Raw genomic sequence first — 17,579 nt, 5'->3', positions numbered from 1 at the left:
CCGATGCATCCGTAGCTCAGCTGGATAGAGTACTCGGCTACGAACCGAGCGGTCGGAGGTTCGAATCCTCCCGGATGCACCATTTTTTAATTCATATTGCTTTTGAAGTGATATGAGTATCGAGAAGTACAGCAGCAAATCCCGATGCATCCGTAGCTCAGCTGGATAGAGTACTCGGCTACGAACCGAGCGGTCGGAGGTTCGAATCCTCCCGGATGCACCATCTCTTCTTGTGATCCCCTTCGATGTTTAGTTCTTAATCACTCTCATTGTTATCACTTCGCAATCAGCGACAAAAATCCCCTTTTACGATAAAGTAATGCTTTGTTAATCGTTTAGCGAGAGCACGATGTACGCACAGTATGACGGTTTGATCTTCGACATGGACGGCACCCTCCTGGATACCGAACCCACGCATCGTCAGGCCTGGGCCGAAGTCCTGGGCCGTTACGGTATGCGCTTCGATTTACAGGCGATGATTGCCCTCAACGGATCGCCCACCTGGCGTATCGCACAGGCCGTGATTGAGCTGAATCAGGCCGATCTCGACCCGCACCAGCTCGCGCGTGAAAAAACCGACGCGGTAAAAGCCATACTGTTAGACACCGTGCAGCCTTTACCACTCATTGACGTCGTCAAGGAGTGGCACGGCCGTCGTCCTATGTCTGTCGGTACGGGCAGCGAGAGCGCGATTGCTGAAGCGCTACTCAAACACCTTGGCCTGCGCCACTATTTTTCTGCCGTCGTTGCCGCCGATCATGTTAAACATCACAAACCCGCACCGGATACCTTCCTGCGCTGTGCAGAATTAGTGGGTGTACCACCTGCAAAATGCGTGGTGTTTGAAGATGCTGATTTTGGCATTCAGGCCGCGCGTGATGCCGGAATGGCGGCGGTGGATGTTCGCTTACTGTGAGTGACGCGCTGTCACTCGCTTCATTATTCGCCAGCAGTTTTTTAAGCTCCACCCTCTTACCGGGGAATTCGGAAGTGGTGCTGGTGGCGATGCTGTTGTCCGGCGTGAGTCAGCCCTGGTTGCTGGTCTTAATAGCAACAATGGGTAATAGCCTTGGAGGGCTGACTAACGTTATTCTTGGACGTTTCTTTCCGCTACGCGAAAAATCTCGCTGGCAGGAAAAGGCAGTGGGCTGGCTAAAACGCTATGGCGCTGCCACGCTGTTATTAAGCTGGATGCCTGTAATAGGCGATTTACTGTGTCTGCTGGCGGGATGGATGCGCATCTCCTGGGGACCGGTGCTCTTTTTTTTGTGCCTTGGCAAGGCGTTACGCTATGTTTTACTGGCATGGGTAACACTACAGGGTATGACGTGGTGGCACTAATTGGTGGAATGAATTCGCGACCTTCAATCGTCAACCATTACAATTATGCTGAGTGACAATTTTTTGACAGGCGGGAGGTCAAATTGATCCCGGACGTATCACAGGCGCTGGCCTGGCTGGAAAATCACCCTCAGGCACTGAAGGGGATTCAGCGTGGGCTTGAGCGCGAAACGCTGCGCGTAAATGCGGATGGTAGCTTAGCGACTACGGGACACCCGAAGGCGTTAGGCTCGGCGCTGACACATAAATGGATCACAACCGATTTCGCCGAAGCGCTGCTGGAGTTCATTACGCCAGTAGACGGTGATATTGATCATATGCTGACGATCATGCGCGACGTGCATCGCTTCACCGCCCGCAACCTCGGCGACGAGCGTATGTGGCCGCTCAGCATGCCGTGCTATATCGAGCAGGGGCAGGATATCGAGCTGGCTCAGTACGGCACCTCGAATATTGGACGGCTGAAAACGCTGTATCGCGAAGGACTGAAAAATCGCTACGGCGCACTGATGCAGACGATCTCTGGCGTGCACTACAATTTCTCTCTGCCGATGGCGTTCTGGCAGGCGAAGTGCGGTGAAACGGATAAAGAAGCGATCTCCGCGGGCTACTTCCGCCTGATCCGCAACTACTACCGTTTTGGCTGGGTTATTCCGTATCTGTTCGGCGCGTCCCCGGCCATTTGTTCATCGTTCCTGCAAGGGAAACCGACCACGCTGCCGTTCGAGAAGACCGAGTGTGGCATGTACTATCTGCCGTACGCGACCTCGCTGCGCCTGAGCGACCTTGGCTACACCAATAAATCGCAAAGCAATCTCGGAATTACGTTTAACGATCTGCACGAATATGTGGCATGCCTGAAGCGGGCGATAAAAACCCCGTCGGAAGAGTACGAAAAAATCGGCCTCGAAAAAGACGGCAAGCGCCTGCAAATTAACACCAACGTATTGCAGATTGAAAATGAACTGTATGCGCCGATTCGTCCGAAGCGCGTGACGCGCAGCGGTGAAACGCCGTCGGATGCGCTACAGCGCGGCGGGATCGAATACATTGAAGTGCGCTCGCTGGATATCAACCCGTTCTCACCGATTGGCGTTGACGAGCAGCAGGTTCGCTTCCTTGACCTGTTTATGGTCTGGTGCGTACTGGCGGATGCGCCGGAAATGAGTTCCGACGAACTGCTGTGTACTCGTGCCAACTGGAATCGCGTGATTCTGGAAGGGCGCAAGCCGGGTCTGACGTTAGGTATTGGCTGTGAAACGGCCCAGTTCCCACTGTCTAAGGTAGGGAAGGATCTGTTCCATGACCTGAAGCGCGTAGCCCAGACGCTGGATAGCGTGTACGGCGGCGAAGCTTACCAGAAGGTCTGCGACGAACTGATTGAAAGCTTTGATAACCCGGAACTGACATTCTCAGCACGTATTCTGCGTTCTATGATTGAACAGGGAATTGGTGGCACAGGGCGTTCACTCTCAGCGGAGTACCGTGAGATGCTGATGCAGGAGCCGTTAGAGATCCTGAGCGAAGCGGATTTTGTGGCAGAGCGCGATGCGTCCGTTGTGCGTCAGAAAGAGGTCGAAGCGGCGGATACGGAGTCGTTTGAGGCGTTTCTGGCGAAGCAGGCCTGAACCAAAAGAAAAAGGCCACATCGCTGTGGCCAAAATATACATCTCTGAATTCAGGGATGATGATAACAAATGCGCGTCTTTCATATACTCAGACGCGCATTCTGTAGAAGAGTTCAGTTTATTTTAAAAAAAATCACTATCGGAGGTGACGTATGCCGTTATTAGATAGCTTTACTGTCGACCATACCCGTATGGAAGCACCAGCAGTCCGCGTGGCGAAGACCATGAACACGCCGCACGGCGACACGATCACCGTTTTCGACCTGCGCTTCTGCGTGCCGAATAAAGAAGTGATGCCAGAGAAAGGCATTCACACGCTGGAACACCTTTTCGCCGGATTCATGCGCGACCACCTGAATGGCAACGGCGTGGAGATCATCGATATCTCTCCGATGGGCTGCCGCACCGGTTTCTACATGAGCCTGATTGGTCAGCCTGATGAGAAACGCGTCGCGGATGCGTGGAAAGCGGCGATGGAAGACGTGCTGAAGGTGAAAGAGCAGAACCAGATCCCTGAGCTGAACGTTTACCAGTGCGGCACTTACCAGATGCACTCTCTGGAAGAAGCTCAGGAGATTGCCCGTCATATCATCGAACGTGATGTTCGTGTAAACAGCAACGACGAGCTGGCCCTGCCAAAAGAAAAACTTCAGGAACTGCACATTTAGTATCGTGCCTGTGGATGCCCGGTGGCGCTTCGCTGACCGGGCCTACAATCCTGATGACGACAACCACGGCCAGCTCCGCGCTGGCGACGCCGGTATCGCGATCGTTTTGCGGATGCACGCTGATACAGACGTCGCTGCGGCGGCTGAAGTGGTGGCAGAAATATTCGATCTGGTCGAGATAGACGTTCGGCGAGCTCACTTCGACGTAAGTCTGTCGAGAGCCAGCGCGTGGCGCGGGTGTGTTCAGCATGGTACGCTCCTGTTGTCTTTTCACTCTCGTGAATCAATTTCAGGCGCGCTGCTTTATCGGAACTGACAATCGCTGTCGCGTTTTGGACACGGTGCGGTGTTTTGCCGGATGGCGGCTACGCCTTATCCGGCCTACGTTCGTAGGCCCGGTAAGCGTAGCGCCACCGGGCAACCCGTGCACAGGGCTAGTGTGCTCCACCGCCCCCGCTACCGGCACCAAACGGTGGTTTGGCAAACCACACCAGCCCCAGCAGGACGATGAAGATCCCCGCCGATATCCAGAAAATCTCGTTTGCCGAGATAATCAGCCCCTGGTTGGTGATCTGCTGGGCAAGCCAGCCGGATGCCTGCTGCTCCGTCATCCCCATCCCCTCAAGCTGGCTATACATCTGCTGAGCGTTAGGGTTGAACGGGTTCACCGCTTCGGTCAGTTGGGCATGGTGCATCGCTTCCCGGTTGGTCCACAGCGTGGTGGTGATCGATGTCCCGATGGAGCCCGCCAGCGTACGGGTGAAGTTCGACAGGCTCGATGCCGCCGCCATCCGCTCAGGCGGCAAGCCCGAAAGCGTAATGGTGGTCAGTGGCATAAAGAAGCACGCCACAGCAAAGCCCTGAATAAACTGCGGCCACGCGGAGGCGCCAAAGTCCATTCCCGGTTCAAACGTATACGCGCGCCAGTAGAAGCACACGGCGTACATGATGAAGCTGAACGTCACCAGCCTGCGCATGTCGAGCTTATGGGCGAAACGGCCAATAATCGGCGACAGCAGAACCGGAATTAACCCCACCGGCGCGGAGGCCAGCCCCGCCCAGGTTGCGGTATAGCCGTACACCTCCTGCAACAGCTGCGGCAGCAGAACAATCGCGCCGAAGTAGAGCATATAGGCGAGGCTGATACAGAGGCAGCCGATGGTGAAGTTTCGCGATTTAAACAGCGAGAGGTCGACTATCGGATTTTCGTCCGTCAGCTCCCAGACAATCAGGAAGCTAATGGCAACCACGGCGACCACCGTCAGCACGATGATTTCCGTAGAGGCGAACCAGTCCAGCTCTTTGCCGCGGTCGAGCATGATTTGCAGGCTGCCGATGCCGACAACCAGCAGTGCCAGCCCGATGCCATCGATCCGCCGCTGTTCGGTCCGCGTTTCGCGACCACGCAGAGACTGTAGCGTCATCAGCACCACCAGCGCACCGATGGGTACGTTGATGAAGAAGATCCAGCCCCAGTGATAGTTATCGCTGATATAGCCGCCGAGGATTGGCCCGCAAATTGGGGCGACAATCACCGTCATCGACCACAGCGCGAGCGCGATGGAGCGCTTGGCGGGCGGATAGTTGTTCAGCAGTAAACTCTGCGACAGCGGAATCAACGGCCCGGCGACAATCCCCTGGATGACGCGGAAGAAAATCAGCATCGTCAGGCTGCTGGACATGCCGCAGGCCCAGGAGGCCAGCACGAACAGGATCGTCGACCAGAGGAACAGCTTCACTTCACCGACGCGCTTCGCCAGCCAGCCGGTGATGGGAATAGAGATGGCGTTCGCCACCCCGAATGAGGTAATGACCCAGGTCCCCTGGCTCAGCGATGAGCCAAGGTTCCCGGCGATCGTAGGGATCGCCACGTTTGCGATGGTGGAGTCCAGCACCTGCATGAATGTCGCCAGCGACAGCGCAATGGTCATAATGACCAGCTGCGCCCCCTCAAGCGGTTTTTGCGGCTTTTGCTGTTGCATAACGCTCACCTTCGGCTTAACCGGCGTTTGCCTTCACGATGTCATCGATCAGCTTATTGACCGGATCGAGGCTAATTTCACGGGCGTTACTTTCATAAGCTGGCGTGCTGCGCACCTGGCTTGCGAGGATCTGACCGTCGCGGTTGGCGGTATCGACCGTCACCAGCGTGGAAAGGCCAATTCGCAGCGGATGGTCTGCCAGCTGCTTAGGATCCAGCTCGATACGCACAGGCAAGCGCTGTACCACTTTGATCCAGTTGCCGGTGGCGTTCTGTGCAGGCAGCAGGCTGAACGCGCTGCCGGTCCCCATGTCCAGACCGACCACTTTACCGGTGTACTTCACGTCATCACCGTAGATATCGCTGACCACGGTTGCGGTCTGGCCGATACGCATATGCGCCAGCTGGGTCTCTTTGAAGTTCGCGTCCACCCACAGGTTGTTCGCCGGAACGACCGCCATCAGCGGCGTGGTGGTGCTAATTTGCGCACCCGGCTGCACGGAACGACGGGAAACGTAACCGGTCATCGGGCTGACGATTTTGGTACGTTGCAGGGCAAGCCATGCGTTACGCACTTCGGTCGCCGCCTGTTTCACCGCCGGCTGGTTTTCCAGAGAGGTGCCCAGCACCATCGCCTGGTTGGCGTTGTACTGTTGGATCGCCACGTCCAGCTGCGCCTGTGCGCTTGCCACCGCATCGCGTGCGTGCTGCAACTCTTCACGGCCAATCAGGTTGGCGGTGCCGAGAGGAACACGACGCTTGAGGTCGCTCTGCGCCTGGGCCAGGGCCGTTTTCTGCACGTCGATATTGGCCTGAAGCTGTTTGCTGTTGATCATCAGCTGGCGGGTCTGGCGAACGCTGGAGGCCAGCGCCGTCTGTGCTTTTTCAAACGCCTGTTGGGCGTCGGTCGGATCAAGCGTGACCAGCACATCCCCTTTTTTCACAAAGTCGGTGTTGTCAGCCCAGACTTTCGTCACGCTGCCTGACACCTGGGCCATGATTTGAACCTGATTCCCTGCCACGTATGCATCGTCTGTCTCTTCAACATGACGCAAGACTAAAAACCAATAGATCCCATATGCCACGGCAATAATAATAAAGAGCAAGGTCAGCAGAATAAGGGCGCTCTTACGTTTGCCCTTCTTGTTGACCGGTTGCTGCGGGGGGGTGTTCTCCGCATTTGCGCTCATTGTTGTTCTCCACGATCTTTTTATTTTCACATCGGCTGAGCCGACCTGTTGTCAGAAAGGCCAGCAGTTTCACGTGCTGGCCTGTCAGTTTTTCTTTTGCAATCTGGAATGTTGAGCGGATCGTCGCGTTAGCGCAGCGCCTCAAGAATGACGCCATCTTCATCCATCTGGTCCAGACGGGTGAGCAGCTTGCGAGTAATGTGCTCAAGCTGGTCGCGCTCGGCGGTGCTGAGGGCAGACCAAAGCTGGTGCAGGCAGTTATGCTGCGGTGGCAGCACTTCGCGCAGGAATTCGTGACCTTTCTCGGTCAGTTGCAGATGCAGGCAGCGGCGATCGTTATCGCTCTCACGGCGCTCTATCCAGCCGCGCTTCTCCAACTCATCAGCAATACGGGTTGCATTGGTACGGGATGAACCCAGCGCGCAGCTCAGTTCAGACGGCTGAATGCTGTGGTTTTCCTGAGACTCAAGCGTAATCAACGCCATAAACAACGTCTCGTTAATCCCTTGCGCTTTCAGCATCTTGTTACGATTTTCCAGCAGCTTACCCTGCATGTGCATGCACAGGCGGGTCAGCAGGATCTCCTGATACGGGAAGTCCTCATGACGACTGGCGCGGAACTTAAGCATTTGTTCAATGGGCGTAAACGAACTATCCATTTTGGGCATAACCTCATTAATTACAGCCGATATAGTAACGATAGTGACAAATAATGTAAATGAATTATTTGTGCGGTTATATCCGCCAAACGTATGTCACCATCAGAAAGCGCCGGGTAAATCCGTGACCCGGTGAGCACAGAAAGTGTGGGGTGTGTACCCGCGAAAGAGGGGATGTGAGGACAGGGGTCTGAACTATTCATGCCGGTAGTAAATATGTCACCCACAGTAAAATTTCTGGGATAAATGATTACCGTTACCTTAACAGATGCAGGCCCCCTTTACACCCCAGGGGGCCCAAAGCAATGTAAAACTTAGTGAATTGCTTCCTGGCGGTGATAGCCGCGCCACCATACCAGCAGATTTATCGCCGCCACGATGGCGCCGATTGCGCACACGCCCGTCCAGCCCGCATGCTGCCAGGCGGAGGCTGAGATTAGCGAGCCCGCCGCGCCGCCGATAAAGTAGCTGGTCATGTACCCGGCCGTCAGACGGTTACGGGCGTCTGGTTTCACGCGGTAAATCACGGTCTGGTTGGTGATATGAACGCCCTGCACGGTGAGGTCGAGTACCAGAATACCGACAATTAGCGCCAGCACTGAGACGTGTCCGTACCAGATAGCCGCCCATGAGAGCAGGAGTAAAACCAGCCCTGCGGAGGTGGTCATATGAGATTTACCTTTGTCGGCCAGGCCACCCGCCGGGCGCGCGCCCAGTGCGCCAGCCGCGCCTGCCAGCCCGAACAGGCCAATCACGCCTTCTGAGTAGTTAAACGGCGGCGCGGCGAGCAGAAACGCCATCGACGTCCATAAGATGCTGAAGTTGGCGAAGGTGAGACACCCCAGAACGGCGCGTGTGCGCAGGAGTTTATCCCGGGTGAAGAGGCTGAAAACGGAGGCGAGGAGCTGCGGATAGTTCAGGTGATTCTCCTGCTTCACCTTTGGCAGGCCGCGCCACAGGGCCAGCGCCATGATAACCATCAGCACGCTTGCCACCCAGTAAACGGTGCGCCAGCCGCCGAGGCTCGCCAGCAGCCCGGCAACGGTTCGCGCCAGCAGGATGCCCAGCAGCAGGCCGCTCATAATAGTGCCAACCACTTTGCCGCGTTTTTCCGGGGAAGCCAACGTCGCCGCGAGGGGAACCAGAATTTGTGCCACCACCGAGAACAGCCCCGTCAGCGCGGTACCGATAATCATCATCGTTAACGACTGGCTGCTGGCGGTGATCAACATCCCGCCTGCGGCCAGCAGCGTCATGGAGACGATAAGCATCCGGCGCTCAAACATATCGCCTAATGGCACCAGGAACAGCAGCCCGGCCGCATAGCCGAGCTGCGCAGCGGTGACGATAAAGCCGGCGGAGCTGGCTGAAAGATCGAAAGCACGCGCGATAGTATCAAGCAGAGGTTGCGCGTAATAGTTGCTGGCGACGGCCAGTCCCGTTGCCACGGACATTAAAAGGATGAGTGCGGGGCTAAGCCCTTGAGTTGTTTTTGTCATTTGTTTCAGGAATCGTAAGTTAAGTGATTATTTTTCCGGAAACATAATAACCAATGATTGTGAATGTTGGGGGATTGTTACGTGGTGGATTGTGCGGTTTAGGTTGGGTGCGGTTTGATCCCCTCACCCTACCCCTCTCCCCAAAGGGGAGAGGGGATTTTATACACCCTCTCCCCTTTGGGGAGAGGGCAGGGTGAGGGGTAGTATTTTTACTTCTGCGCCGCAAGCGCCTCTTTCACCCAGCCGTCAAACAGCTGCTGGTGGGCTTTGATCCAGCCATCCACGTGGCCTTTGATATCAGCTTCGGATGATTTACCCGCATGCATCATCGCGTTCTGGGCGTTAATGTCTGCCAGCGGCAGTTTCATCACCGAGAATAGCTTCGCCGCCGCCGGGTTTTTCTCGGCCCAGGCTTTGTTCGCCACGATATGCATGGTATTCACCGGGAAGCCATAGTTCATGCCGTTTGGCAGTTTGGTGTCGATATCTTTCTGCTCGCCCGGCAGGGAGGAGAAGGGCACCTGCAACCACACCACGTCTTTGCCCGGCTTCAGCACGTCGCTCACCCAGTACGGCGTCCAGGTGTAGTAGATCACCGGCTTGCCTTCTTTAAAGCGGGCGATGGTATCGGCCATCATCGCAGAGTAATTACCGTGGCTCACGTCGACGGTCTTCGCCAGATCGAAGGCTTTGTTCTGGTGGTTAATCACCGCTTCACAGCCCCAGCCCGGCGAGCAGCCCATCATGTCGGCTTTGCCGTCACCGTTGGTATCAAAGAGTTTGGCGATCTTCGGATCTTTCAGCTGTTCAATATTGGTGATGTGATACTTATCGGCGGTTTTCTTGTCGATCAAATATCCCTGCGCAGCGCCGGTCACAAAGGTGCCTTCGCGGTAGAATTTCTTGTCACCGCCTGCGGCGGCATACATATCGTCGTGCAGCGGCTGCCAGTTCACGGCGGTAAAGGTGGCATCGCCGGAGGCAATAGAGGTATAGCCCACGTTGTAATCCACTTCACTGGCGGTATTCACCGTATAGCCCAGTTTTTCCAGCGCACGGCTGACAATCTGGGTCTGGAAGGACTCTTCCGAAATGGTGCTCTGCACCGGCTGCACGGTAATGCCTTTGCCCGGCAGGTCAGCGGCAACTGCGCTGGTGGAGACAAGGGTCGCAAACGCTGTGGCAAAAAGTACGTTATGTCGCATCGTTGTTCCTTATTTTGTGAATGGGCGGGTGAGTAACCCGACAGGGCCGGTGGTATACCAGCGACGGTTGCCGCGACTGCGTGAATCACGACCGACAGCCTGGGTCAGGCGGTCAAGAATGATGGCGAGGATCACAATCCCGACGCCGCCGACGGTCGCCAGCCCCATATCGAGACGGCCAATGCCGCGCAGTACCATCTGACCTAACCCGCCAACGGCAATCATTGAGGCGATCACCACCATCGACAGCGCCAGCATCAGCGTCTGGTTAACACCTGCCATAATGGTCGGCATCGCCAGCGGAAGCTGAACCTTAAACAGCATCTGACGCGGGCTGGCGCCAAACGAGCGTGATGCCTCTATCAGATCCGCAGGCACCTGGTTAATGCCCAGAATGGTCAGGCGAATAATCGGCGGCAGGGCAAAGATAATGGTCACGACCACCCCCGGTACGTTACCGATGCCGAACAGCATCACGATAGGCACCAGGTAAACGAACGCTGGCGTGGTCTGCATTGCATCCAGCAGCGGGCGGATAATTTTTGCGGCCCGGGGGCTACGCGCCAACCAGATCCCCATCGGCAGGCCGATCGCCACGCAGAACAGCAGGGCGGTCAGCACCAGCGCCAGGGTGATCATCGCCTGAGACCACGCGCCAATCGCGCCGATGGCAACCAGGGAGATCAGCGTGGCGATCCCCATACCCGCGCTGCCGAACTGCCATGCGATCAGCGAGAACAGGATAATCGCCACCGGCGCGGGCATGCCCAGCATCAGCTGCTGGAAGCCGTTCAGGATGTAATCCACCGGGATACGGATCCCCTGGAACACCGGACGGAAGTGGGTAACGACCCAGTCGATCCCCTCCGTTACCCAGCTATCCAGCGGGATCAGCGTCTTGTGGAACGGATCCATAATATTGAAATGCTCTGGGGCAGGCGCCGGTGCGCTGTTGAGCCAGTCTGCCGCGCCGCCGCCATCGGCAGGCGCAGGCGTCGACCCCCACGCATCGGCAGATTGCGCCGCGCTGTCCGCTGCTTCAGTGGTGCCCCATGGGTTTGATTGATCAGCCATTGTTTGTCCCCTCGCGATCTAAAGCCTGTAGCAGCATCCGTTTTGAGATGATGCCAACGTACTGTTGTTCTTCACCGACAACCGGCACGGCGCACGGCGCCTGACCCACGTGAGAGAGCAACTCGCTGAGCGGCGTTTCGGCGTCCACGGCAAGCGGAGCGTCAATCAACGCCGCATCGATTCCCTGGTTTTCGCTCAGGGCGGTTTTCAGGGAGTCGATGGAGACAACGCCGACAAATTTATTGCCGCGTTCAACCAGATAACCGTATTCACGGTCTTCGTCCTGCAACAGCTTCAGCGCGGAGCGCGGACCAAAACCTGGCGTTTTTCGAATAATGCCGTTTGGTGTTCGACGGGCAATATCTTTCGCACTGAATACGTGGCTAATATCCACGCCGCGGAAGAAGGTGCGCACATAATCATTCGCCGGATTATTGAGAATTTCATCCGGTGTGCCGACCTGCACCACTTCACCATTTTGCATAATGGCGATACGGTCGCCAATACGCATGGCTTCATCCAGATCGTGAGAAATAAAAACAATGGTGCGCTGATGTTTGGCCTGTAATTTTACCAGCTCATCCTGCATCTCGGTGCGAATTAAGGGATCGAGCGCCGAGAAGGCTTCGTCCATTAATAAAATATCCGGATTAATCGCTAATGCGCGCGCTAATCCCACGCGCTGACGCATACCGCCAGAGAGCTCATCCGGATACGCATGAGCATAATTTTCCAGCCCGACCTGACGCAGTGCATCAAGGGCTTTTTCCTGACGTTCCTGAGCGGGCGTGCCGGCTAACTCCATGCCAAAGGCGGTATTATCGAGTACCGTCATGTGCGGCATCAGTGCAAATGACTGAAACACCATCGCAATTTTCTTTCTGCGCACCTCGCGGAGTTCCGCGTCTGATATTCTGGCGATATCAACGCCGTCAATCAGCACCTGTCCGCGGGTGGGTTCAATCAGGCGATTGAGAAGGCGAACCATAGTGGATTTACCCGAACCGGATAATCCCATGATGACAAAAATCTCGCCTTCTTCAATGGCCAGACTGGCGTCTTTAACGCCAAGCGATAGCCCGGTTTTTTCCAGAATTTGCTCTTTCGAAAGGCCTTTCTCAATATATTTGAAAGCACGCTGCGGGTGCTCGCCAAATACTTTATAAAGATTTTTCACTTCTAATTTAATTGCCATGCAATAGAGAGTGTCCTGTTATTTGTTTATGTCGATATGATTACCATGGTAAATAGTTAACTGGCATTACCCTAACATACTCAGAATCTGAGACAACCCTGGACCTGCCTGAGGTCGGAATTTTACCGCAAGCGAAACGGCTGAATTTCCCATGAATAAAGGGCTGAGGGCGCTTTGAATTTTTCTCAATTTTTTGCTACTGCATGGGAGAATTTCGCCTGAATCGGTGTGATTCAGGCGAATATGAAGGAGAAATTACAGTGTAGTACGTAGTGGAATATTCGGCTGAAAATAATGAAATGTAGAGTTAATTAATGAACGTTAATTCATTCATTAAAAATCCCAGTCCTCGTCTTGCGTCTCCACCGCTTTACCCATCACGTACGACGAGCCGGACCCGGAAAAGAAGTCGTGGTTTTCATCGGCGTTGGGCGACAGCGCCGCGAGGATCGCCGGGTTCACTTCCGCCATTTCCGGTGGGAATAACGCTTCGTAGCCCAGGTTCATCAGCGCCTTGTTGGCGTTGTAGCAGAGGAAGGCTTTTACGTCCTCTTCCCAGCCCGTTCCGGCGTACAGCTCCTCGGTATAGCTCAGCTCGTTGTCATACAGATCCATCAGTAAATCGAGGGCAAAACCTTTGAGTTCCTCGCGTTTTTCCGGGGTGACTTTCTCCAGTCCTTTCTGGTACTTATAGCCGATGTAATACCCGTGTACCGCTTCATCGCGGATGATGAGGCGAATCAAATCGGCGGTATTAGTGAGCTTGCCCCGGCTCGACCAGTACATGGGCAGCCAGAAGCCGGAATAGAAGAGAAAAGATTCCAGGAACACGCTGGCGATCTTCTTCTTCAGCGGCTCGTCGGCCCGGTAATATTCCAGCACCAGATCTGCCTTGCGCTGCAATGACGCGCTCTCTTCGCTCCAGGCGTAGGCCGCGTCCACGTCTCTGGTCTGGCACAGGGTGGAGAAAATCGAGCTGTAAGAGCGGGCATGGACCGCCTCCATAAAGCTGATATTCGACATTACCGCCTCTTCGTGCGGGGTCAGCGCATCACTCATCAGCGCGGGCGCACCCACGGTATTCTGAATGGTGTCCAGCAGCGTCAGGCCGGTAAAGACGCGGATTGTCAGCTGCTGCTCGGCATGGCTCAGGGTTTGCCAGGCCGGAATATCGTTGGAGAGCGGCACCTTTTCCGGCAGCCAGAAGTTGCTGATCAGGCGGTTCCAGACCTCCAGGTCTTTATCATCCTGAATTTTGTTCCAGTTAACGGCACTTACGCGTGACAGTTTCATCCTTTCTCCTTACAGCGCGCAGGACACGCAGCCTTCAATTTCGGTACCTTCCAGCGCGAGCTGGCGCAGGCGAATGTAGTACAGCGTTTTGATGCCTCTCTTCCAGGCGTAGATCTGCGCTTTATTGATATCCCGCGTGGTGGCGGTGTCCGGGAAGAAGAGCGTCAGCGACAGCCCCTGGTCCACATGTCTGGTCGCCTCGGCGTAGGTATCAATGATCTTTTCCGGGCCGATCTCATAGGCGTCCTGGTACAGAGCCAGATTCTCGTTAGTCATAAACGGGGCAGGGTAGTAGACGCGGCCGGTTTTGCCTTCCTTGCGGATTTCAATCTTCGACACGATCGGATGGATGCTCGACGTGGCATGATTTATATAGGAAATGGAGCCGGTTGGAGGAACCGCCTGAAGGTTCTGGTTATAGATGCCGTAGTGCATCACATCCTCACGCAGCTGTTGCCACATCTCACGCGTCGGCAGGGTAATGCCGGCGCGGTCGAAAAGCGCGCGTACTTTTTCGGTTTTCGGCTGCCAGTCGCCTTCCAGATACTGGCTGAAATACTCTCCGCTGGCGTAGCGGGACTGCTCAAAGCCTGCGAACCGCTGGTTGCGTTCGCGCGCCAGCATCATCGAGGTATGCAGCGCATGCCAGGTGATGGTATAGAAATAAAGGTTGGTGAAATCCAGCCCTTCCGGGCTGCCGTAGGCGATACCCTCCCGCGCCAGATAGCCGTGCAGGTTCATCTGCCCAAGGCCGATGGCATGCGACGCGGCGTTGCCCGCCTCAATGGACGGTACGCTGCGGATGTGGCTCATGTCCGATACCGCCGTCAGCCCGCGAATGGCGGTCTCTACCGTGCGGCCAAAATCGGGGGAATCCATGGTGTGGGCAATATTCAGCGAACCGAGATTGCAGGAGATATCTTTGCCGATATCCGCGTAGTCGAGGTTCTCGTCGTAACTGGACGCGCTGTTGACCTGCAAAATCTCCGAGCACAGATTGCTCATGTTGATGCGCCCGGCAATCGGGTTGGCGCGGTTCACCGTATCCTCGTACATGATGTACGGGTACCCGGACTCAAACTGAATTTCGGCCAGCGTCTGGAAAAAGTCGCGGGCGTTAATGTATTTCTTACGAATGCGCTCGTCCGCCACCAGTTCGTCATACAGTTCGCTGATGGCCACATCGCCAAAGGCTTTGCCGTAGACACGCTCGACGTCATACGGTGAGAAAAGCGCCATGTCGGCATTTTCTTTGGCCAGCTTAAACGTGATATCCGGGATCACCACGCCGAGCGACAGTGTTTTAATGCGGATCTTTTCGTCGGCGTTTTCACGTTTGGTATCCAGAAAACGCAGAATGTCCGGATGATGCGCGTGCAGATAAACCGCACCCGCGCCCTGACGTGCGCCAAGCTGGTTAGCGTATGAGAAAGCATCTTCCAGCATCTTCATCACCGGGATGATGCCGGAGGACTGGTTTTCGATGCGCTTGATCGGCGCGCCCGCTTCCCGCAGGTTCGAAAGCAGAAATGCCACGCCGCCGCCGCGTTTCGACAGCTGTAGCGCCGAATTCACCGCACGGCCAATCGACTCCATATTGTCTTCAATACGCAGCAGGAAGCAGGAGACCAGCTCGCCGCGCTGGGCTTTGCCGCAGTTAAGGAAGGTTGGCGTGGCAGGCTGGAAGCGGCCTGAGAGGATCTCCTCCGTCAGTCTTTCGGCCAGGGCTTCATCGCCCTGCGCCAGCGTCAGGGCTACCATCACCACCCGATCTTCAAAGCTTTCTAAATAGCGTTTGCCGTCGAAGGTTTTCAGGGTGTAGCTGGTGTAATACTTCCACGCGCCGAGAAACGTCTGGAAGCGAAAACCGCTGGCGTGCGCCCGTTCAAACAATGCCACCGCGAAGGCGCGGTCGTAGCGGGTCAGGACGCGCTCTTCGTAATAACCCTCTTTTACCAGCCAGTCGAGACGTTCCTGCTGGCTGCCAAAGACGACGCTGTTCGGGCGTACATGAGCGGCAAAAAAGGCGTCCACCGCCTCACGATCTTTGCCAAACTGAATGCACCCCTCCCGGTCATAGAGGTTTAGCATGGCGTTTAATGCATGGTAATCCGGCGTCGCCTGAATCACGCGCTCTGCGGTTGTCGTTGCCAAAATTCGTTCACTCCTTTACGCACGTTCTCTACGTCCTGCTGTGTCCCCATCAGTTCAAAACGATAGAGATACGGCACGCCGCATTTTTGAGAGATGACATCCCCGGCGCGGGCAAAGGCCTCGCCGAAGTTGCGATTGCCTGCCGCGATCACGCCGCGAATCAGCTGCCGGTTATGGGGGTCGTTCAGAAAGCGGATCACCTGACGAGGCACAGCCCCCGCGGTGCCGCCACCGCCATAGCTGGGCACTACCAGAATGTAGGGTTCGTCTACCTGAATACGCTCCCGCTCGTTCAGCGGAGTGCGAATCGCGGGCAGCCCGAGACGCTCCATAAACCGAAGCGTGTTTTCCGAGCTGCTGGAAAAGTAGACCAGCCTGCTCATGCACTGACGCCCTGAGCGGCAAGGCGGTTGATCATGTCCGGACGAAAGCCAGACCAGCTGGTGTCGCCAGCAACCACGACCGGAAGCTGACGGAAACCCTGCGCCCGCAGGGTGTCTGCCGCGTCAGGCACCTGATCTATATTGACCATCTCAAATGCCACGCCGCGACTCTCCATCGCCCGTTTCGTGGCGTGGCACTGAACACAATCGTTACGAGTGTAAATAATAATGCTCATGATTCGTATTTCCATTTAGAATGAGAGAACGGCGCGAGTAAACGCGTCATGTTGTGTCTGTCTTGCTAAAGGGAATACTAGATGTAGTTGAGATAACTTTCAACCACACAAGATATGGGAAATTCAGATTGATAAGGCCCCAATGATGAGCCTGGCGGGGCAGGGCGAACTGCGCGGGTTTTTCAGGCTTTCAGGCAAAGAAAAGCCCCGGCGCCTGAGGCTACCGGGGCTGAAAACGCGTGCTTACTTACGCAGGCTAAGCAGGGCGCCGACAAAAATCCCGACTGCCGCGACCGTTCCCAACGTACACAGCGGTTTCTCTCGTACGAAGGTGGTGGCGCAGCTTGCCATATCGCAGGCCGCCTGAGTGGTACGTGAGCGGCCATTCATCCTTGCGCGCGTTTCACGCAGCAGAGACTGAGCCTTACGTTTCGCGGCATCTGCTTCATCCTTCGCGTCAGAGCCCCAGGATTTCAATACGGCTTCCAGCGTGTCCGCTAATTGGCTGACATCGTTACGAATATCCTGGGTGTCGTCGTTAATATCGTTTCGGTTCGGTCTGTTAAACATACGATCCTCCATAATTTGTGTTCCCGTTTAGTTTAGTCCAGAAATGTAATATCTGAAGCGAGTCACGGCTTATCGGGCAGTTTATGGAATATTCTGAAAGCCCTGCTAATGCTGAATACTGTAAGGTTGCCCGGCAGGTATGATAATGAGGAAAAGATATGTATTTACGACCCGATGAGGTGGCGCGCGTTCTTGAAAAAGAAGGGTTCACCATGGATGAGGTAACATCAAAAGCGTACGGATATCGCCGTGGTGAGAATTATGTTTACGTCAACCGTGAAGCAAGAATGGGGCGTACTGCTCTCATTATTCACCCGACACTCAAAGACAGAAGCCTGTCATTTGCTGAGCCCGCCTCGGATATTAAAACCTGCGATCATTATCAGCAATTTCCGCTCTATTTAGGCGGCGAGACGCATGAACATTATGGTATTCCGCACGGTTTCAGCTCGCGTATGGCGCTGGAGCGTTTCCTGAAAGGGCTGTTTGGCGACGTACAATAA

Annotated in this window: 17 protein-coding genes, 2 tRNA genes and 1 pseudogene; 7 read left to right on the top strand and 13 right to left on the bottom strand. The window is 55.4% G+C overall.

The window, feature by feature from the left end:
- Positions 1-5: 5 nt before the first annotated feature.
- The 6 genes from HWQ15_RS02915 (at position 6) to luxS (ending at position 3,637) form a co-directional block, all read left to right on the top strand.
- Positions 6-82, top strand: a tRNA-Arg gene (locus HWQ15_RS02915).
- Between the two features lie 64 nt (positions 83-146).
- Positions 147-223: transfer RNA gene (locus HWQ15_RS02910), tRNA-Arg, on the top strand.
- Positions 224-349: 126 nt separating this feature from the next.
- On the top strand, positions 350-916 hold the full coding sequence (gene yqaB / locus HWQ15_RS02905) for a fructose-1-phosphate/6-phosphogluconate phosphatase (protein ID WP_063148639.1): 567 nt from the start codon (positions 350-352) through the stop codon (positions 914-916).
- Positions 913-1,341 carry a YqaA family protein gene (locus HWQ15_RS02900; RefSeq protein WP_017692791.1) on the top strand — a complete coding sequence of 143 codons (429 nt, stop codon included), beginning with the start codon at positions 913-915 and terminating at the stop codon, positions 1,339-1,341. Before yqaB ends, HWQ15_RS02900 begins: the two co-directional genes overlap by 4 nt.
- An 83-nt stretch (positions 1,342-1,424) precedes the next feature.
- The gene (gene gshA, locus HWQ15_RS02895) at positions 1,425-2,969 is read left to right on the top strand and encodes a glutamate--cysteine ligase (protein ID WP_063148638.1); all 1,545 of its coding nucleotides are present in this window, start codon (positions 1,425-1,427) and stop codon (positions 2,967-2,969) included.
- A gap of 152 nt (positions 2,970-3,121) precedes the next feature.
- Positions 3,122-3,637, top strand: coding sequence for an S-ribosylhomocysteine lyase (luxS, locus tag HWQ15_RS02890; protein ID WP_017382778.1), 516 nt, complete (start codon positions 3,122-3,124; stop codon positions 3,635-3,637).
- A gap of 61 nt (positions 3,638-3,698) precedes the next feature.
- On the opposite strand, the pseudogene HWQ15_RS23165 reads toward luxS, so the two are convergent.
- From HWQ15_RS23165 to HWQ15_RS02830, 13 genes and pseudogenes are all read right to left on the bottom strand, one after another.
- A pseudogene (locus HWQ15_RS23165) lies at positions 3,699-3,842 on the bottom strand (hypothetical protein); the annotation flags it as partial.
- 229 nt (positions 3,843-4,071) lie between these two features.
- Complete coding sequence (emrB, locus tag HWQ15_RS02885; protein WP_022649134.1) at positions 4,072-5,619, bottom strand: multidrug efflux MFS transporter permease subunit EmrB; 1,548 nt, start codon at positions 5,617-5,619, stop codon at positions 4,072-4,074.
- A gap of 16 nt (positions 5,620-5,635) precedes the next feature.
- On the bottom strand, positions 5,636-6,808 hold the full coding sequence (emrA, locus tag HWQ15_RS02880) for a multidrug efflux MFS transporter periplasmic adaptor subunit EmrA (protein WP_022649133.1): 1,173 nt from the start codon (positions 6,806-6,808) through the stop codon (positions 5,636-5,638).
- A gap of 128 nt (positions 6,809-6,936) precedes the next feature.
- Positions 6,937-7,467, bottom strand: a complete 531-nt coding sequence (emrR, locus tag HWQ15_RS02875) for a multidrug efflux transporter EmrAB transcriptional repressor EmrR (RefSeq protein WP_017694792.1) — start codon at positions 7,465-7,467, stop codon at positions 6,937-6,939.
- Positions 7,468-7,781: 314 nt separating this feature from the next.
- Positions 7,782-8,966, bottom strand: coding sequence for an MFS transporter (locus tag HWQ15_RS02870; RefSeq protein ID WP_017692795.1), 1,185 nt, complete (start codon positions 8,964-8,966; stop codon positions 7,782-7,784).
- 209 nt (positions 8,967-9,175) lie between these two features.
- A complete protein-coding gene (gene proX, locus HWQ15_RS02865; RefSeq protein ID WP_058676732.1) occupies positions 9,176-10,171 on the bottom strand; it encodes a glycine betaine/L-proline ABC transporter substrate-binding protein ProX in 996 nt (331 codons plus the stop codon).
- A gap of 9 nt (positions 10,172-10,180) precedes the next feature.
- Positions 10,181-11,245 (bottom strand): glycine betaine/L-proline ABC transporter permease ProW, encoded by a 1,065-nt coding sequence (gene proW, locus HWQ15_RS02860; RefSeq protein ID WP_023298447.1) that lies wholly within the window; start codon positions 11,243-11,245, stop codon positions 10,181-10,183.
- Entirely contained in the window at positions 11,238-12,440 is a 1,203-nt protein-coding gene (gene proV / locus HWQ15_RS02855) for a glycine betaine/L-proline ABC transporter ATP-binding protein ProV (protein WP_022649131.1), read from the bottom strand. The genes proW and proV overlap by 8 nt, the downstream gene beginning before the upstream one ends.
- Before the next feature lie 333 nt (positions 12,441-12,773).
- On the bottom strand, positions 12,774-13,733 hold the full coding sequence (gene nrdF / locus HWQ15_RS02850; protein ID WP_063215949.1) for a class 1b ribonucleoside-diphosphate reductase subunit beta: 960 nt from the start codon (positions 13,731-13,733) through the stop codon (positions 12,774-12,776).
- 9 nt (positions 13,734-13,742) lie between these two features.
- Entirely contained in the window at positions 13,743-15,887 is a 2,145-nt protein-coding gene (gene nrdE, locus HWQ15_RS02845) for a class 1b ribonucleoside-diphosphate reductase subunit alpha (RefSeq protein WP_063148637.1), read from the bottom strand.
- On the bottom strand, positions 15,860-16,270 hold the full coding sequence (gene nrdI, locus HWQ15_RS02840; protein ID WP_063148636.1) for a class Ib ribonucleoside-diphosphate reductase assembly flavoprotein NrdI: 411 nt from the start codon (positions 16,268-16,270) through the stop codon (positions 15,860-15,862). Before nrdI ends, nrdE begins: the two co-directional genes overlap by 28 nt.
- The gene (nrdH, locus tag HWQ15_RS02835; protein WP_017382770.1) at positions 16,267-16,506 is read right to left on the bottom strand and encodes a glutaredoxin-like protein NrdH; all 240 of its coding nucleotides are present in this window, start codon (positions 16,504-16,506) and stop codon (positions 16,267-16,269) included. Before nrdH ends, nrdI begins: the two co-directional genes overlap by 4 nt.
- 243 nt (positions 16,507-16,749) lie before the next feature.
- Positions 16,750-17,076, bottom strand: coding sequence for a DUF883 domain-containing protein (locus HWQ15_RS02830; protein ID WP_017382769.1), 327 nt, complete (start codon positions 17,074-17,076; stop codon positions 16,750-16,752).
- A gap of 158 nt (positions 17,077-17,234) precedes the next feature.
- On the opposite strand from HWQ15_RS02830, the gene HWQ15_RS02825 reads away from it, so the two are divergent.
- A complete protein-coding gene (locus tag HWQ15_RS02825; RefSeq protein WP_006811693.1) occupies positions 17,235-17,579 on the top strand; it encodes a DUF2002 family protein in 345 nt (114 codons plus the stop codon).

This window comes from Enterobacter sp. DSM 30060, assembly GCF_013375955.1.
Lineage (GTDB): Bacteria > Pseudomonadota > Gammaproteobacteria > Enterobacterales > Enterobacteriaceae > Enterobacter > Enterobacter intestinihominis.
The sequence above is the reverse complement of the archived record's forward strand: the minus strand, read 5'-3'. Positions and strand labels throughout refer to the sequence as shown.

Bases quoted from the DNA above. Each gene is read 5' to 3' on its own strand.
- luxS (WP_017382778.1), top strand. From the start codon at position 3,122: ATGCCGTTATTAGATAGCTTTACTGTCGACCATACCCGTATGGAAGCA.
- proV (WP_022649131.1), bottom strand. From the start codon at position 12,440: ATGGCAATTAAATTAGAAGTGAAAAATCTTTATAAAGTATTTGGCGAG.
- emrA (WP_022649133.1), bottom strand. From the start codon at position 6,808: ATGAGCGCAAATGCGGAGAACACCCCCCCGCAGCAACCGGTCAACAAG.
- emrR (WP_017694792.1), bottom strand. From the start codon at position 7,467: ATGGATAGTTCGTTTACGCCCATTGAACAAATGCTTAAGTTCCGCGCC.
- HWQ15_RS02825 (WP_006811693.1), top strand. From the start codon at position 17,235: ATGTATTTACGACCCGATGAGGTGGCGCGCGTTCTTGAAAAAGAAGGG.
- proW (WP_023298447.1), bottom strand. From the start codon at position 11,245: ATGGCTGATCAATCAAACCCATGGGGCACCACTGAAGCAGCGGACAGC.
- emrB (WP_022649134.1), bottom strand. From the start codon at position 5,619: ATGCAACAGCAAAAGCCGCAAAAACCGCTTGAGGGGGCGCAGCTGGTC.
- yqaB (WP_063148639.1), top strand. From the start codon at position 350: ATGTACGCACAGTATGACGGTTTGATCTTCGACATGGACGGCACCCTC.
- proX (WP_058676732.1), bottom strand. From the start codon at position 10,171: ATGCGACATAACGTACTTTTTGCCACAGCGTTTGCGACCCTTGTCTCC.
- HWQ15_RS02870 (WP_017692795.1), bottom strand. From the start codon at position 8,966: ATGACAAAAACAACTCAAGGGCTTAGCCCCGCACTCATCCTTTTAATG.
- nrdH (WP_017382770.1), bottom strand. From the start codon at position 16,506: ATGAGCATTATTATTTACACTCGTAACGATTGTGTTCAGTGCCACGCC.
- nrdI (WP_063148636.1), bottom strand. From the start codon at position 16,270: ATGAGCAGGCTGGTCTACTTTTCCAGCAGCTCGGAAAACACGCTTCGG.
- HWQ15_RS02830 (WP_017382769.1), bottom strand. From the start codon at position 17,076: ATGTTTAACAGACCGAACCGAAACGATATTAACGACGACACCCAGGAT.
- nrdF (WP_063215949.1), bottom strand. From the start codon at position 13,733: ATGAAACTGTCACGCGTAAGTGCCGTTAACTGGAACAAAATTCAGGAT.